Origin of the sequence: Streptomyces sp. NPDC097107 (assembly GCF_044762405.1) — a bacterium.
Classification (GTDB): Bacteria; Actinomycetota; Actinomycetes; order Streptomycetales; family Streptomycetaceae; genus Streptomyces; species Streptomyces thinghirensis.
This window is the reverse complement of sequence record NZ_JBIWEF010000014.1, coordinates 75,976-90,239: the sequence shown is the minus strand read 5'-3', so window position 1 is coordinate 90,239 and position 14,264 is coordinate 75,976. Positions and strand designations below refer to the sequence as shown.

The 14,264-nt window shown below is 71.0% G+C and carries 15 protein-coding genes and 2 pseudogenes; 3 read left to right on the top strand and 14 right to left on the bottom strand.

From position 1 onward, the window contains the following. The first annotated feature begins 146 nt into the window (after positions 1-146). Both ACIQ1J_RS29465 and ACIQ1J_RS29460 read left to right on the top strand, forming a co-directional pair. A complete protein-coding gene (locus tag ACIQ1J_RS29465) occupies positions 147-1,448 on the top strand; it encodes a 3-oxoacyl-ACP reductase (protein WP_403561540.1) in 1,302 nt (433 codons plus the stop codon). Further along, a complete protein-coding gene (locus tag ACIQ1J_RS29460) occupies positions 1,448-2,314 on the top strand; it encodes a MaoC family dehydratase (protein WP_403561538.1) in 867 nt (288 codons plus the stop codon). Before ACIQ1J_RS29465 ends, ACIQ1J_RS29460 begins: the two co-directional genes overlap by 1 nt. Here the strand turns inward: ACIQ1J_RS29460 and ACIQ1J_RS29455 are convergent. The 11 genes and pseudogenes from ACIQ1J_RS29455 to ACIQ1J_RS29405 form a co-directional block, all read right to left on the bottom strand. After that, positions 2,302-3,096, bottom strand: coding sequence for a TetR family transcriptional regulator (locus ACIQ1J_RS29455; protein WP_403561536.1), 795 nt, complete (start codon positions 3,094-3,096; stop codon positions 2,302-2,304). The two genes, ACIQ1J_RS29460 and ACIQ1J_RS29455, sit on opposite strands and share 13 nt — an antisense overlap. Positions 3,097-3,167: 71 nt before the next feature. Next, positions 3,168-4,502 carry a dicarboxylate/amino acid:cation symporter gene (locus tag ACIQ1J_RS29450; protein WP_403561534.1) on the bottom strand — a complete coding sequence of 445 codons (1,335 nt, stop codon included), beginning with the start codon at positions 4,500-4,502 and terminating at the stop codon, positions 3,168-3,170. Between the two features lie 73 nt (positions 4,503-4,575). Beyond that, the gene (locus tag ACIQ1J_RS29445; protein ID WP_403561532.1) at positions 4,576-4,677 is read right to left on the bottom strand and encodes a putative leader peptide; all 102 of its coding nucleotides are present in this window, start codon (positions 4,675-4,677) and stop codon (positions 4,576-4,578) included. A 140-nt stretch (positions 4,678-4,817) separates the two neighbouring features. Continuing rightward, entirely contained in the window at positions 4,818-5,117 is a 300-nt protein-coding gene (locus tag ACIQ1J_RS29440) for a DUF4229 domain-containing protein (protein WP_403561699.1), read from the bottom strand. A gap of 100 nt (positions 5,118-5,217) precedes the next feature. Further along, positions 5,218-5,742, bottom strand: a complete 525-nt coding sequence (locus tag ACIQ1J_RS29435) for a GNAT family N-acetyltransferase (protein ID WP_403561530.1) — start codon at positions 5,740-5,742, stop codon at positions 5,218-5,220. Positions 5,743-5,758: 16 nt separating this feature from the next. After that, positions 5,759-6,393: pseudogene (locus tag ACIQ1J_RS29430) on the bottom strand (UdgX family uracil-DNA binding protein). A 176-nt stretch (positions 6,394-6,569) separates the two neighbouring features. Beyond that, positions 6,570-7,733, bottom strand: coding sequence for an aminofutalosine synthase MqnE (mqnE, locus tag ACIQ1J_RS29425; protein WP_210958070.1), 1,164 nt, complete (start codon positions 7,731-7,733; stop codon positions 6,570-6,572). 58 nt (positions 7,734-7,791) lie between these two features. Continuing rightward, the gene (locus ACIQ1J_RS29420) at positions 7,792-8,250 is read right to left on the bottom strand and encodes an Lrp/AsnC family transcriptional regulator (protein WP_055418503.1); all 459 of its coding nucleotides are present in this window, start codon (positions 8,248-8,250) and stop codon (positions 7,792-7,794) included. A gap of 71 nt (positions 8,251-8,321) precedes the next feature. Beyond that, the gene (locus ACIQ1J_RS29415; RefSeq protein WP_403561527.1) at positions 8,322-9,002 is read right to left on the bottom strand and encodes a UbiX family flavin prenyltransferase; all 681 of its coding nucleotides are present in this window, start codon (positions 9,000-9,002) and stop codon (positions 8,322-8,324) included. 31 nt (positions 9,003-9,033) lie between these two features. Further along, positions 9,034-9,939, bottom strand: a complete 906-nt coding sequence (mqnP, locus tag ACIQ1J_RS29410) for a menaquinone biosynthesis prenyltransferase MqnP (protein ID WP_403561525.1) — start codon at positions 9,937-9,939, stop codon at positions 9,034-9,036. Next, on the bottom strand, positions 9,936-11,393 hold the full coding sequence (locus tag ACIQ1J_RS29405) for a menaquinone biosynthesis decarboxylase (protein WP_403561523.1): 1,458 nt from the start codon (positions 11,391-11,393) through the stop codon (positions 9,936-9,938). The genes mqnP and ACIQ1J_RS29405 overlap by 4 nt, the downstream gene beginning before the upstream one ends. Positions 11,394-11,481: 88 nt before the next feature. On the opposite strand from ACIQ1J_RS29405, the gene ACIQ1J_RS29400 reads away from it, so the two are divergent. Next, positions 11,482-11,862 carry a PLD nuclease N-terminal domain-containing protein gene (locus ACIQ1J_RS29400; protein WP_403561521.1) on the top strand — a complete coding sequence of 127 codons (381 nt, stop codon included), beginning with the start codon at positions 11,482-11,484 and terminating at the stop codon, positions 11,860-11,862. Positions 11,863-12,076: 214 nt separating this feature from the next. Here ACIQ1J_RS29400 and ACIQ1J_RS29395 read toward each other — a convergent pair whose 3' ends face one another. The 3 genes and pseudogenes from ACIQ1J_RS29395 to ACIQ1J_RS29385 all read right to left on the bottom strand — a co-directional run bounded on the left by ACIQ1J_RS29395 (position 12,077) and on the right by ACIQ1J_RS29385 (position 14,179). Further along, positions 12,077-12,949 carry a hypothetical protein gene (locus ACIQ1J_RS29395; RefSeq protein WP_403561519.1) on the bottom strand — a complete coding sequence of 291 codons (873 nt, stop codon included), beginning with the start codon at positions 12,947-12,949 and terminating at the stop codon, positions 12,077-12,079. A gap of 200 nt (positions 12,950-13,149) precedes the next feature. Then, positions 13,150-13,269, bottom strand: a pseudogene (locus ACIQ1J_RS29390) (DUF397 domain-containing protein); the annotation flags it as partial. Then, positions 13,223-14,179: a Scr1 family TA system antitoxin-like transcriptional regulator gene (locus ACIQ1J_RS29385; protein ID WP_403561697.1), complete on the bottom strand. Its 957-nt coding sequence runs from the start codon at positions 14,177-14,179 to the stop codon at positions 13,223-13,225. The gene ACIQ1J_RS29385 and the pseudogene ACIQ1J_RS29390, both read right to left, overlap by 47 nt. Between the last annotated feature and the right edge of the window lie 85 nt (positions 14,180-14,264).

Below are 14,264 nucleotides of genomic sequence, written 5' to 3'. Positions count from 1 at the left end.
CCTGCTCCTCACCCGTGACATAGGCTTACCTCCGGTAACCTTACTCCAGAGTAAGCAAGACTAGGACAAGAGCAGCGCATGAGCAGCGCATGAGCAGCCAAGAGCAGGCACTTGTGGGCACGACAGAGTCGTTGGGGAGACAGGACATGGCCGACCGCTATCTCAGCTTCACGGGCACCGCACCCGGCCGCTTCCTCACCCGCCGGCTGGGACTCCCACAGCCCGCCCCACTCGAACGCCGCTCGCTCACCGGCGGCCTGCTGCGCCTCACCGTGGGCAAGTCGGACCTCGGCCTCGCGTCCGTGCTGACCCGCACGGGCCTCGGCCCGGACGACGCCGGACGCCCCGCCGCCGTCGTCCTCGACGCCACCGGCGTCCGGGACGTCGACTCGCTCGCCGACGTGCACGCCGCGCTGCACCCCGTCGTACGGTCCGTCGCCGCGAGCGGCCGGGTGGTCGTGCTCGGCGCCCCGCTCGACTCCGCCGACCACCATCAGGCCGCCGCCCAGCAGGCGCTGGAGGGCTTCACGCGCTCGCTCGGCAAGGAGATCGGACGGGGCAGGACGGTCAACCTCGTCCGGCTCGGCGACGCCGACGCCGAAGCCGCCGAGTCCACTCTGCGCTTCCTCCTCTCCCCCGCCTCCGCCTACGTCAGCGGCCAGGTGATCGAGGTCCGGGCGGCCGGCACCGCGGTCACCACCCCCGACGACTGGGACCTCCCCCTCGCCGGTCGCACCGCGCTGGTCACCGGCGCCGCACGCGGCATCGGCGCGGCGGTCGCCGCGACGCTGGCCGGGCAGGGCGCCCACGTCGTCGTCCTCGACGTGCCGCGGGCCGAGGAGGAGGCCCGGAAGGTCGCCGAGCGCCTCGGCGGCTCCGCCCTCGCGCTCGACATCACCGCCGCCGACGCGGGCGAACGCATCGCCGCCGCCCTGCCCGGCGGGCTCGACGTCCTGATCCACAACGCGGGCATCACCCGCGACCGGCGTCTGGCCAACATGGACGCCGACCGCTGGAGTTCCGTCCTCGACGTCAACCTCGGGAGCGTCCTGCGCACCACGGACGCGCTGCTCGCGGCCGGCACGCTGGACCGGGGCGGCCGGATCGTCGCGACGGCCTCCATCGCGGGCCTCGCGGGCAACGCGGGCCAGACCAACTACGGCGCCTCCAAGGCCGGCATCGCCGGCCTGGTCCGCTCCCTCGCGCCGCGCGCGCTCGCCGGACACGGGGTGACCGTGAACGCGGTCGCGCCGGGATTCATCGAGACGAAGATGACCGCGGCGGTCCCCCTGCTCATCCGCGAGGCGGGCCGCCGCATGAACTCCCTCGCCCAGGGCGGTCTGCCGGCCGACGTCGCCGAGACCACCGCCTGGCTCGCGCACCCGGCCTCGGGCGCGGTCAACGGCCAGGTCGTGCGGGTCTGCGGCCAGAGCCTGCTGGGGGCGTGATGACCACCGCGGCCCGCACCACCGACACGCTGACCGGCGTCCCCGCCCTCCCGCCGCTCCTCCTGCGCGGCGCCCTGCTCTCGCCCCTCAAGCGGCCCCGTCCGGACGCGGTCTTCCCCCGTACCCGGCTGGTCCTGCCCGGCCTGCGCGTGGACCTCGCGCGGCTGGCCGCCTACGAGAGGGTGTGCGGGTTCCCGACCGGGGCGGACGCGCTTCCGGTGACGTACCCGCAGGTGCTGGCCTTCCCGATGGCCATGCGGCTGATGAGCGGCCGGGGCTTCCCGCTGCCGCTGCCCGGGCTCGTCCACACGTCGATCGCCATCACCCGGCGGGCCGCCATGCCCGCGACCGCCGCGTACGAACTCACCGCGTACGTCGAGGGCCTGGCGCCGCACCGGCGCGGGACCGAGGCCACGGTCGTGACGGAGCTGCGGGCCGGCACGGACCTCGTGTGGGAGTCACGCAGCACCTACCTGGCCAGGCGCCGCACAGCCGGACGCACTTCCCGGGAATCGTCCGCCGCGCACCCCGAGGCCCTCCCCGCCCGTGCCGAGTGGCGCCTCGCCGGTGACGTCGGGCGGCGCTACGGTGCCGCGTCCGGGGACCGCAACCCGATCCACCTGCACCCGCTCACCGCCCGCCTGTTCGGCTTCCCGCGGGCCATCGCGCACGGCATGTGGACCGTGGCCCGGTGCCTCGCCGAGCACGGGACGCCGGACGCGGCCGTGGTGCGGGCGGACTTCCGGGCGCCGGTGCTGCTGCCGGGCAGGGTCACGTACGGGGCCGCGGACGGGCGGTTCGAACTGCGCGACGGTGAGGGGCGGCGGCTGCACCTGTCCGGCGAGGTCGGGCCCTACCCGGCCTGAGCCGGGGCCGCCCGGCCCGGGACCGCCTGATCCGGCACCGCCTGATCCGGGACCACCCCGCCCGGGACCACCCCGTCCGGGACCACCCCGTCCGGGACCACCCGGTCCGGGGCCGCAGGTGCCACCGGCTCCGGCCCGGGATCCTCCGGCGGGGACCAGGGCCGGCCCCCCATCAGGTCGCCCAGGCCCGCCCAGGCGAAGTTCATCAGGGTCGCCGCCGCCTGCTTGGCGGTGACGCCCTCCGTGGCGCCGGCCCAGTCGGCGAGCGACTCGGCGGCGCCGACCAGCGCCTCGGCCAGCCCGGCGACCTCGTCCTCGGGCAGGTGCGGGTCCCGGTGCGCGTCCCGCGCCGCCACGGCGATCAACTGCGTCACGAACGCGACGATCTCCTCCCGCATCGCCGCCACCTCGGCCGCGAACCGCTCGCCGTGGGTACGGGCGTGCAGGTGCAGCATCCGCCAGGCCTCCGGGTTGCGCGCGGTGTGCGTGAAGAACGCCCGCAGCCCCGACCAGAGTTGCCCGTCGGCGGACAGCCCCGGACGCACACCGGCCCGCACCGCCTCGGTGAGGGCGCGGGCCTCGCGGCGGACGCAGGCGCTGAAGAGGTCGTCCTTCGAGTTCAGGTACAGATACACCAGCGGCTTGGAAACACCCGCCAGTTCGGCGATCTCGTCCATCGACGCCGCCATGTACCCGCGTTGCCCGAAGACGCTCACGGCGGCGTCCAGCATCTGCTGCTCACGGACCGCACGCGGCATCCGCTTGGTCTTCCCAGCACCCATGCGAATCAGCGTACGGTCCGTGCGGCGGTGATCAGGACGTCAGCGCGACGCCGGCACCCGGAACACGTCGGTCAGACGGCGGCCGGAACCGGCTCCGCCACCTGCTTCTCCTGCTCCTGCTCCCGCTCCGGCTCGTCGATCGGCGAGCTGTGCGCCGCGTCGTAGGCCTTGCGGTCGAGCAGTCCCTCGCGGGCCGAGACGATCACCGGGATCAGGGCCTGCCCGGTCACGTTCGTCGCCGTGCGCATCATGTCCAGGATCGGGTCGATCGCGAGGAGCAGGCCGACGCCCTCCATGGGCAGGCCCAGGGTGGACAGGGTCAGGGTCAGCATGACCGTGGCGCCGGTGAGGCCGGCCGTGGCGGCGGAGCCGACCACCGAGACGAAGGCGATCAGCAGGTAGTCGCCGATGCCCAGCTGGATGTCGAAGATCTGCGCGACGAAGATCGCGGCGATGGCCGGGTAGATCGCGGCGCAGCCGTCCATCTTGGTCGTCGCGCCGAACGGCACGGCGAAGGACGCGTACTCCTTCGGCACGCCGAGGCGCTCGGTGACCTTCTGGGTCAGCGGCATGGTGCCGACCGAGGAGCGGGAGACGAAGCCCAGCTGGATCGCGGGCCAGGCGCCCTTGAAGAACTGGAGCGGGCTGGCCTTGGCGACGGTGGCGAGCAGCACCGGGTAGACCACGAACATCACGATCGCGCAGCCGACGTAGATGTCGGCGGTGAAGGTGGCGTACTTGCCGATGAGGTCCCAGCCGTAGGTGGCGATGGCGTGGCCGATGAGGCCGACGGTGCCGAGCGGGGCGAGGCGGATGACCCACCACAGGGCCTTCTGGAGGAGTGCGAGTACGGACTCGCTCAGGTTCAGGATCGGCTGGGCCTTCTCGCCGAGCTGGAGGGCGGCGATGCCGGCGACGGCGGCCATGAAGACGATCTGGAGGACGTTCAGCTCGGTGAACGGCGTGATGACGTCGGTCGGCACGATGCCGGTCAGGAAGTCGATCCAGGACCCGGTGTTCTCGGGCTTCGCGCCGTCGGCCGGGGTGAGGCCGGTACCGGCGCCGGGGTTGGTGAGCAGGCCGATGGTGAGGCCGATGGCCACCGCGATCAGCGACGTGATCATGAACCAGAGGAGGGTGCGGGACGCCAGGCGGGCCGCGTTGTTGACCTTCCGCAGGTTGGTGATCGACACCAGGATCGCGAAGAAGACGAGCGGTGCGACGGCCAGCTTCAGCAGGCCGATGAAGGTGCCACCGACCTTCTCCAGGGTGGTGACCAGCCAGGATATGTCCTGACTGCGGGCCAGCCAGCCCAGCAGCACACCGAGGACGAGACCGGCGAGTATCTGGGCCCAGAAGGGCACCTTGAGGTACTTCTTGACGCTCGTGACTGAGGACACGGACATGCTCCGTAGGGGGACGGGACGCGGGGACGGACGCGCGGGGCTGACGTGGAGAACGACGGATGAGGGGGGAACGTCAGGGGCGACAGTTCGCGGACGCGCACCGACAGAGGTCCACGTGCAGGCGCGCCACGAGCGCGAGGCTCGACGGTGTGCGGGGCGCGGCTGCGTGCTTCATGCACACGACTTTAACACCTGCGCTTTGGGGCCCCCAAAGCCTCTCTTTGAGAGGCAGGAGACGCCTGCTGCCCGTAAAACGCAGATGGCCCCGGTTTCCTGTGAATTCGGAAACCGGGGCTTGCGGGTGCGTGACGGACGTTACGAGGTCTGGCCCTGCGCCCGTGCGGTGTCGTCGGTGGCGTCCTCCTGGCCGCGGCTGGCCTCGAGGTTGGCCTTCATGCGGCCCACGCGGCTCACGACCTGGACCGAGGCCCGGTCCCGCTCCTTGCGCAGCGCGACGTAGCTGATGGGGGCCGAGATGAGCAGGGAGAGCAGGATGATCCACATGCCGTTGGAGTCACCGAGGCCGCGCGGGAACACGCCGGCGTAGACGAGCCCCCAGACCGCGACGAGGCAGCCCACGAAGATCCCGAGGCGCATCAGCGTGTAGCGGAGCATCTCAATCCACTCTTCCGTTTCTGGCACAAAGAGGCACTGTCCAGTGAAACATGCCGGGCCGCCGATCTTTCACGGGGGTCGGTCCGCGACGGGAACGTGCTCAGGTCAGCGGCAGCAGCATGAAGACGTCGTCCCGGTCGTCGCCCGGCGCCACGCGGATCGCGCCGGGCACCCGGCCGACCTCCTTGTAGCCGCAGGACTCGTAGAACCGCTCCAGGCCGAGGCCGCCCCGGCAGGTGAGCCGGATCGCCTCGATGCCCGGGACGGTGCGGGCCGCGTCCGCGGCGGCGGCCATCAGGTCCCGGCCGTAGCCCCGGCCCTGGTGACGGGGGTGGACCATCACCGTGTAGAGCCACAGCCAGTGGGTCATCAGCCGGTGCGCGTTGAGGGCGAGGAACGCGGTGGCGGCCACTCGCCCCGTCTCGTCGTGGCCGACGAGCAGGCGGGTGCGGCCCTCGGCCATGCCCACCATGTGTCTGACCAGCTCGGGGCGGATGTCCTCCCGCGTCACCGGCGGTACGAAGCCCACGGAGCCGCCCGCGTTGGAGACGTCGGTCCACAGGTCGAGTACGCCGTCGCGGAGGTCGGGGGTGACGGGCGGATCGAAGGTAAAGGTAAGGGACACATGGCTATGGTAGCCATTACGCGAGTTCCTGTGCGGCCACCTTCAGATCCGGGACCAGGCCCCGGAACGCCCCCTCCCGGTCCGCCGCCCGCAGCACCGCCGACGGATGCACGGTCGGCACCAGCCGTTCCGGGCGCCCGTGGATCTCCTCCTCCAGCACCGTGCCGCGCACCTGCGTGACCCGGAACGAGGAGCCGAGCAGCGCCTTGCCGGCCGTGGCGCCGAGCACCACGATCAGTTCGCCACGCGGGCCGGCCCGGCGGCCGGCCAGGGGCCGCAGGCGGTCATCTCGCGCAGGGTGGGCGCCTTGTGGATACGGCGCTTGCGGGGCTCCGCCCGCGTGAACTCGAAGTGCTCGACGGCGTTGGTGACGTAGGCGTCCGCCGGACCGATGCCGGCATCCGCCGGCGCCCGGTCGAGCAGGCCCCCGGCGGGGCCGACGAAGGGCGTGCCCTGCCGGTCCTCCTGGTCGCCGGGCTGCTCGCCGATCAGCATCACGCGGGCGGTGGCCTGGCCGGCGCCGAAGACCGTCTGAGTGGCGTCCCGGTGCAGGGGGCAGCCCCTGCACTCGGCGGCGGCCCTGCGCAGGGCGGGGAGGCCGCCGCGGGTCGGCACGAAGGGTTGTGCGGTGTAGTCGTCCTCGGGGGCCATGCGGTGCGGGTACCCACCGTGGGCGGTTCGGTTCCGGTGCCGGGTGCGGCCGGTCCGTGGCTGGTCGCGCAGTTCCCCGCGCCCCTTGGGTACGTGCACCGGACGCCCCTGAAAGGGGCGCGGGGAACTGCGCGGCCGGTCCCCACCGGCCCGCAGCCGGACAACAACCGCGGAAATCACACCCGCATCGGCTGCGGCGACTCCCGGCGCCCCGCGTCGGGACCCTCGAACTCCCGGATGATCTCGTACCGCGTGTTGCGCTCGACCGGCCGGAACCCGGCGTCGCGGATCAGGTCGAGCAGGTCCTCGCGGGTCAGCTTGTTCGGCGTGCCGAAGTCGTCCGCGTCGTGCGTGATCTTGTACTCGACGACCGAGCCGTCCATGTCGTCCGCGCCGTGCTGGAGGGCCAGCTGGGCCGTCTGGACGCCGTGCATGACCCAGAAGACCTTGACGTGCGGGACGTTGTCGAACAGCAGCCGGGAGACGGCGAAGGTCTTCAGGGCCTCCGCGCCGGTCGCCATCTGGGTGCGGGCCTGGAGCCGGTTGCGGACCTTGCCGTCCTGCATGTCCACGAAGTCGTGCTGGTAGCGCAGCGGGATGAAGACCTGGAAGCCGCCCGTCTCGTCCTGCAGCTCGCGCAGGCGCAGCACGTGGTCCACGCGGTGGCGCGGCTCCTCGATGTGGCCGTAGAGCATGGTGCACGGGGTCTTCAGACCCTTCTCGTGCGCCAGGCGGTGGATGCGCGACCAGTCCTCCCAGTGGGTGCGGTGGTCGACGATGTGCTGCCGCACCTCCCAGTCGAAGATCTCGGCGCCGCCGCCGGTCAGGGACTCCAGACCGGCGTCGATCAGCTCGTCGAGGATGTCGGAGGCGGACATCCCGGAGATGGTCTCGAAGTGGTGGATCTCGGTGGCCGTGAAGGCCTTGAGCGAGACGTCGGGCAGCGCGGCCTTCAGCTCCCGCAGCGAGCGCGGGTAGTAGCGCCACGGCAGGTTCGGGTGCAGGCCGTTGACGATGTGCAGCTCGGTGAGGTTCTCGCCCTCCATCGACTTGGCGAGCTTCACCGCCTCCTCGATGCGCATCGTGTACGCGTCCTTCTCCCCCGGCTTGCGCTGGAAGGAGCAGTACGCGCAGGAGGCGGTGCACACGTTGGTCATGTTGAGGTGGCGGTTGACGTTGAAGTGGACGACGTCGCCGTTCTTCCGCGTCCGCACCTCGTGCGCGAGGCCGCCGAGCCAGGCCAGGTCGTCCGACTCGTACAGCGCGATGCCGTCCTCGCGGGTCAGCCGCTCCCCGGAGCGGACCTTCTGCTCCAGCTCCCGCTTGAGCCCGGCGTCCATGCGATACCTCTTTCTGAGACTGACTCGTAAACCGTACGCCCCGACCACCGGGCCACTGCTACTGAACCTCTTCCGGCAGCTCGCCCACCCGGTTCTCCCACTTGGTGGAGAGCACGATGGTGGTACGGGTCCTGGAGACGCCCTTCGTGCCCGACAGCCGGCGGATGATGCTCTCCAGGCCGTCCACGTCGGTCGCGCGCACCTTGAGCATGTAGGAGTCGTCGCCGGCGATGAACCAGCAGTCCTCGATCTCCCGCAGGTCCCGCAGGCGCTGCGCCACGTCCTCGTGGTCGGCGGCGTCGGAGAGCGAGACGCCGATCAGGGCGGTGACGCCGAGGCCGAGCGAGGCGGCGTCCACGGTCGCCCGGTAGCCGGTGATGACGCCGGCCGCCTCCAGCCGGTTGATGCGGTCGGTGACGCTGGGCCCCGACAGTCCGACGAGGCGCCCCAGCTCGGCGTAGGAGGCCCGGCCGTTCTCCCTGAGAGCCTGGATGAGCTGCCTGTCCACCGCGTCCATGCGATCGAAGCCTTCCACTGAAGAGTTCTGAAGATGTGGGTAACAAACGTGTGGGGGGGGGGAGGTGGTGCTCAGGTGGTGGGGCGGGCCCCGCCGAGGTCGCCGCGCCAGCGGCGGTAGAGGTCGTGCCCGACACCCGCCGCGTCGAGGACGCGTCCGGCGACGAAGTCCACCAGGTCCTGGATGTGCGTCGCCCCCGCGTAGAAGGCCGGCGAGGCGGGCACCACGGTCGCGCCCGCGTCGTCCAGGGTCACCAGGTGCCGCAGCGTCCGGCCGTCCAGCGGGGTCTCCCGCACGGCCACGACCAGCTTGCGCCCCTCCTTCAGGGTCACGCTCGCCGACCGCTGCAGCAGGTCCTTCGACAGCCCGAGCGCGACGCCCGCGACCGAGGCCGTCGACGCGGGCACGATCAGCATGCCCTTGGCCGGATACGAACCCGAGGACGGCCCGGCCGCGAGGTCGCCCGCGCTCCAGTGCCGTACCCGGTCGCCGGCCAGGTCGACGTCGAAGGTGCCGGGCTTGCCGTCGGCGCCCCGGGCCAGCCATGTGTGCAGGTCGGTCCGCCAGTGGGCGTCCCGGAAGGAGATGCCGGTCTCGTCGAGCAGGGTGAGCCGCGAGGCCCGGCTGACCACCAGGTCGACGCTCTCGCCCGCGGCGAGCAACGCCCGCAGTACCGCCGCCGCGTACGGCGTACCGGAGGCCCCCGACACCCCCACGATCCAAGGCGCGCGCTGCGTCTGTCCTGGCTTCATGATGCCGAGCCTAGTCGCAGGCTCAGGGTTTTCAGACAGTGAGGCCCCGCACCAGCAGGTCCAGCAGCGCGCACACGAACAGGGCGATGCCGATGAAGCCGTTGACCGAGAAGAACGCCCTGTTCAGGCGGGACAGGTCGGTCGGGCGCACGATGGTGTGCTCGTAGACGAACGCGCCCGCGACGATCAGCAGGCCCAGCCAGAAGAGGACACCGGCGTCGGTGGCGACGGCGTACCAGACGAACAGGGCCGTGGTGACGGTGTGGCAGGCGCGGGCGCCCCAGATCGCGGCCGGGATGCCGAAGCGGGCCGGGACCGACTTCACGCCGACCTGCCGGTCGGTCTCGACGTCCTGGCAGGCGTAGATCAGGTCGAAGCCGCCGATCCAGACGCCGACCGCGAGGCCGAGGAGCACGGCCTCCCAGGACCACTCGCCGGTGATCGCCAGCCAGCCGCCGATCGGGCCCATCGCCTGGGCGAGGCCCAGGATGGCCTGCGGGAAGTTGGTGAACCGCTTGCCGTACGGGTAGACCACCATCGGGATCACCGCGATGGGGGCGAGGGCCAGGCAGAGCGGGTTGAGCAGGGCGGCGGCGCCCAGGAAGACGACCAGGGCGATCAGCGCGCCGGTCCAGGCGTGCTTGACCGACATGGCGCCGGTGACCAGTTCGCGGTGGGCGGTGCGCGGGTTGCGGGCGTCGATCTCGCGGTCGATGATCCGGTTGACCGCCATCGCGAAGGTCCGCAGGCCGACCATCGCGACGGTGACCAGGAGCAGCCGGCCCCAGTGGATGTTCTCGTCCCACCGGTACATCGCGGTGAGGGCGGCGATGTAGGCGAAGGGCAGCGCGAAGACCGAGTGCTCGATCATCACCAGGCGCAGGAACGCCTTGGTGCGCCCCGGCTGCCGGGGCAGCGCGGCGGAAGCCGACGTCACAGTCCGTACTCCTTCCAGCGGCGGTCGACCTTCGCCGCCGTCTCCGGGTCGGACAGCACCATGTCCGGCCAGCCCCCGTCCCGCGTGTACCCCTCCTCGGGCAGCTTCTTCGTGGCGTCGATGCCCGCCTTGCCGCCCCAGAACTGCTGGTAGGAGGCGTGGTCGAGGTGGTCGACCGGGCCTTCGACGACGGTGAGGTCACGGCCGTAGTCGGTGTTGCCGAGCGCGCGCCAGGCGACCTCGTGCAGGTCGTGGACGTCGCAGTCGGAGTCGACGACCACGATCAGCTTGGTGAGGGACATCATGTGGGCGCCCCAGATGGCGTGCATGACCTTCTGGGCGTGCTTGGGGTACTTCTTGTCGATCGAGACGATCGCGCAGTTGTGGAAGCCGCCGGCCTCGGGGAGGTGGTAGTCCACGATGTCCGGGACGATGATCTTCAACAGCGGCAGGAAGAAGCGCTCGGTCGCCCTCCCCAGCGGGCCGTCCTCCGTCGGCGGGCGGCCGACCACGATCGACTGGAGCAGCGGGCGCTTCCGCATCGTCACGCAGTCGATCTTCAGGGCGGGGAACGGCTCCTGCGGCGTGTAGAAGCCGGTGTGGTCGCCGAAGGGGCCCTCGGGGAGCATCTCGCCGGGCTCCAGCCAGCCCTCGATGACGACCTCCGCGTGCGCCGGGACCTGGAGCGGGACGGTCTTGCAGTCGACCATCTCGATCCGCTTGCCCTGGAGGAACCCGGCGAAGAGGTACTCGTCGATGTCGCCGGGGAGCGGCGCGGTGGAGGCGTACGTCACGGCGGGCGGGCAGCCGAAGGCGATGGCGACCGGCAGGCGCTCGCCGCGCCGGGCGGCCACCTGGTAGTGGTTCCGGCTGTCCTTGTGGATCTGCCAGTGCATGCCGATGGTGCGCTTGTCGTGGCGCTGGAGGCGGTAGAGGCCCAGGTTGCGGATGCCCGTCTCCGGGTCCTTGGTGTGGGTGAGGCCCAGGTTGAAGAAGGAGCCGCCGTCGTCCGGCCACGTGAAGAGGGCGGGGAGGCGGTCGAGGTCCACGTCGTCGCCGGTGAGGACGGTCTCCTGCACGGGCGCGCTGCCCGGCTTCACCTTCTTCGGCGGTACGTGCGTCATCGCGCCGAGCTTCCCGAAGGCCTCGCGCACGCCGACGAAGCCCTGCGGCAGCTCGGGCTTCAGCAGCCCGCCGATCCTGTCCGAGATGTCGGAGTACGACTTCAGGCCGAGGGCCTTGAGCAGGCGGCGGTCGGTGCCGAAGACGTTCATCGCGAGGGGCAGGTCGGAGCCCTTCACGTTCTCGAAGAGGAGGGCGGGGCCGCCGGCCTTGTTCACCCGGTCGACGATCTCCCCGACCTCCAGGTGCGGGTCCACCTCGGCCTTGATGCGCTTGAGGTCGCCCTCGCGCTCCAGAGCCCTGAGCAGCGAGCGAAGATCGTCGTAAGCCATGCGGTCCAGTATCCCCGAGCGGCTACCCTGGCCCTGTACCTGGGGGCCGTGACGCGTCCCCAGCCCACCGCTTCCGCTGGAGAGGCCCATGCTCCGGGTGCTGATGTTCCTCGTGCCACTGGCACTGAGCGTCTACGCGTTCATCGACTGCATCAGCACGAAGGATGCCGACATCCGCCACATCCCCAAGCCGCTGTGGGCGATCCTCGTGCTGCTGTTCCCGCTGGTCGGCTCGATCTCCTGGCTCATCGCCGGCAAGAAGCGGCAGGCGGCGGGTGCGGCGCCCTGGCAGGGCGGTGGGCGGCGGCAGTTCGTCGCGCCGGACGACAATCCGGAGTTCCTCAAGTCCCTGGGCGACCAGCCCGGCGACGCGGACAAGGACCGTGGTGAGGACGGCCCGCGGGACAACGGCCCAAGCGGCCCCGAGGACGACGAGGACCGCAGGCGCGACAAGCGGGACGAGGCCTGAGCCTCCCCGATCCGCTCCGCCGTCAGATCCCGGTCCAGCGCTGGGAGGCGGAGCCGGTGCAGGGCGTGTCGTCAGGCCGATCATGGACGCCCTGCGGTTGAGGTCGAGGCAGCCACCCGTGGTGAGGTTCCTGAGCGAGCGGGGGCGAGCCGGGTGGCCCCGGCCTCCGTGGGCGGGCGACGGGTCTGCGGGGGAGCCACCGGCTCCCGCCGGCTCACTCGTCTTCGAAGACCGCCTCGGCGGTGGGCGCGGTGACGGCTCGGGCGAGCCAGTGGCGGAGGATCTCGGGGTCACCGCACGCCGTGACGCGTCCGCGCACGTCGTCGGAGATGTCGAGGCCTCGCTGCTCCAGAACGATCAGGAGAGCCTCGGCGCCGGCTTGAGCACGGCCCTCGTCCCGGATCTCTTCGGAGATGTACGACTTGTAGAAGGAGAGGTCCACGGCCACCAGGTTCCTCCAGAGGCGATTGGCCGGGCGGTTACCCAGGCCCTGTGCGGTGAATTCGATGATGGGGTCCGCGACATCTTGCGGCGCGTCCCGCAAAGCGGTGGACAGGGTTTTCAGTATCTCATTGATGGCCGGTTCGGCGGCGTGTGTGATGGCCGCCAGGCTGGCGAGCACCAGGTCGGCGCGGGCCTCCTCAAGGTCGGTGATCACCGGCATGTTGTGCGGACCGGCGACCACGGGCCGCAGGGTGAGAGTGGGTAGTTGGGGCGGACCACTGCTCACGGCCTGCTGGGCCCATTTGGCCGTGGCGTAGTCCTGGCAGACGACCAGCAGCGCGGCAGGCAGGCGGTACTTGGTCCACAGATAGGAGACGTAGTACGCCCAGCTCGCGGGCTTGTCCGGGTCCTTCTTGCCCTGGGCCTCGACGGCCAGGAGGAAGGGGCCCTGTTCCGCGGTCTCGAAGCGCAGGAGTGTGTCGACTCGGCGTTCGACGGGGCTTGCCTCGGTGAGGTCGGTGGGCAGGGCGGTCGCTCCGATGGGTCTGGGGATGTCGACACCGAGGAAGCGGGAGACGCGGCTGAAGAGCCCGGGGTCGTGCTGGAAGATGCGGTGCATCGCCTCGTGGGAGGGACTGACCATGAGGTTCCTTGCTTGTTCAGCCGTCGCAGTTACGCAGGGGGAAGCGGGCTGCGAGGGCCAAGTGGATGCCGGTCATATGCCAGCGGTTGATGCGCCGAGCGTAAGGGAGTTGGGGTGTCGGAGAGCCAGCCCGACCGGTGATGTTCACCCAGGCGAGTGAATCGGCGCCGCAGGGGTTCTTTCAGGGGTGGGCGCCCGTGTCACCGCAGCACGAGGAAGCGGGCTCCGGTGAAGACGGCCCAGGCGGCGCGGCCGACGATCAGTACGGGGCCGTCAGGGTTCTTGCTGTCGCGGACGGGGACGGCGCCGGGGAATCCGGGGGCCGCTTCTACGCAGTTGCCGCCGTTGGCGTCGCTGTAGGTGCTCTTGATCCAGACCGCCGCGCCGAGTTCGTGCCTGTCCATGATCCTGGTACCTCTCCATCGCGTCACTGATCAGAGCGGCGGACTCGGGGGCTGATGGAGCATCCGCCCTGAGCACATCATATGTCCGGCAGTGTCGTGCATAGACGGCCGGGTCATCGCTGAAATGACCCCGGTCCAGGGACTCGGAGTAGACCCAATCACGACCGTCCGGCAGCTTGATCAGGGACATTGAGCCGCTAGGGCGCAGGAGCCCGAGCCGCCCGGCAGGCGCCACTTGGAGACGGATGTTGGGGCGCAGCCCGATCTCCAGCAGGTGTGCGCACTGGTCTCGCATGGTGCCGTTGCCGCCGATGACGTTGTTCAGGCAGCTTTCGTCCAGCACGACTACGTAGAGCGGCCCGTCGTCCGACCACAAGCGTTGCTGCCGACTCAGGCGGGCTCGGACGCGCTCCTCCAGGTCGTCGCCCTTGGCGAGACGCGAGAACAACGCCCGCGCGTACTCCTCCGTCTGCAACAACCCCGGGATCACCCGCTCCTGATACTCCCGCAACGCGACCGCCACCGCGTCCATCTCCGCCCGTCGCCGGAACCAGTCCGGATGTTCCACCTCCGGATACCAGTCGATCCGCCCCCACAGCCGCCCCAGCACCCCACCCGTGCCCAGCAACTCGTCGCACGTCTTCGCGAACGTATCCTGCGGCACCCGCGACCCCGCCTCGACCCGCGCCACGTGCGAGCGGTCGCACGGGATGCGCACCGCCAGTCCTTCCTGCGTGAGCCCGGCGGCCTCCCTGAAGTGCCGCAGCACCTCGCCGAAGACGGCTGCCGTACTCGCCCCCGGCCCCTCGGCGTTGCGTCGCCCCACGATCCCCGCCCCCTCCCCCTTGTGACAGTGCGCGAGTGTCACGCGTCGAGCATTGCTCCCGACGATTCCCCTGAGCAACCCTCGA

What these genes read in the sequence shown, in the direction of transcription:
- ACIQ1J_RS29440 (WP_403561699.1), bottom strand. Translation starts at nt 5,117, where the DNA reads ATGCTCCGCTACACGCTGATGCGCCTCGGGATCTTCGTGGGCTGCCTC.
- ACIQ1J_RS29405 (WP_403561523.1), bottom strand. Translation starts at nt 11,393, where the DNA reads ATGGCTTACGACGATCTTCGCTCGCTGCTCAGGGCTCTGGAGCGCGAG.
- ACIQ1J_RS29450 (WP_403561534.1), bottom strand. Translation starts at nt 4,502, where the DNA reads ATGTCCGTGTCCTCAGTCACGAGCGTCAAGAAGTACCTCAAGGTGCCC.
- ACIQ1J_RS29400 (WP_403561521.1), top strand. Translation starts at nt 11,482, where the DNA reads ATGCTCCGGGTGCTGATGTTCCTCGTGCCACTGGCACTGAGCGTCTAC.
- ACIQ1J_RS29445 (WP_403561532.1), bottom strand. Translation starts at nt 4,677, where the DNA reads ATGAAGCACGCAGCCGCGCCCCGCACACCGTCGAGCCTCGCGCTCGTG.
- ACIQ1J_RS29455 (WP_403561536.1), bottom strand. Translation starts at nt 3,096, where the DNA reads ATGGGTGCTGGGAAGACCAAGCGGATGCCGCGTGCGGTCCGTGAGCAG.
- mqnE (WP_210958070.1), bottom strand. Translation starts at nt 7,733, where the DNA reads ATGGACGCCGGGCTCAAGCGGGAGCTGGAGCAGAAGGTCCGCTCCGGG.
- ACIQ1J_RS29395 (WP_403561519.1), bottom strand. Translation starts at nt 12,949, where the DNA reads ATGGTCAGTCCCTCCCACGAGGCGATGCACCGCATCTTCCAGCACGAC.
- ACIQ1J_RS29415 (WP_403561527.1), bottom strand. Translation starts at nt 9,002, where the DNA reads ATGAAGCCAGGACAGACGCAGCGCGCGCCTTGGATCGTGGGGGTGTCG.
- ACIQ1J_RS29465 (WP_403561540.1), top strand. Translation starts at nt 147, where the DNA reads ATGGCCGACCGCTATCTCAGCTTCACGGGCACCGCACCCGGCCGCTTC.
- ACIQ1J_RS29460 (WP_403561538.1), top strand. Translation starts at nt 1,448, where the DNA reads ATGACCACCGCGGCCCGCACCACCGACACGCTGACCGGCGTCCCCGCC.
- ACIQ1J_RS29420 (WP_055418503.1), bottom strand. Translation starts at nt 8,250, where the DNA reads ATGGACGCGGTGGACAGGCAGCTCATCCAGGCTCTCAGGGAGAACGGC.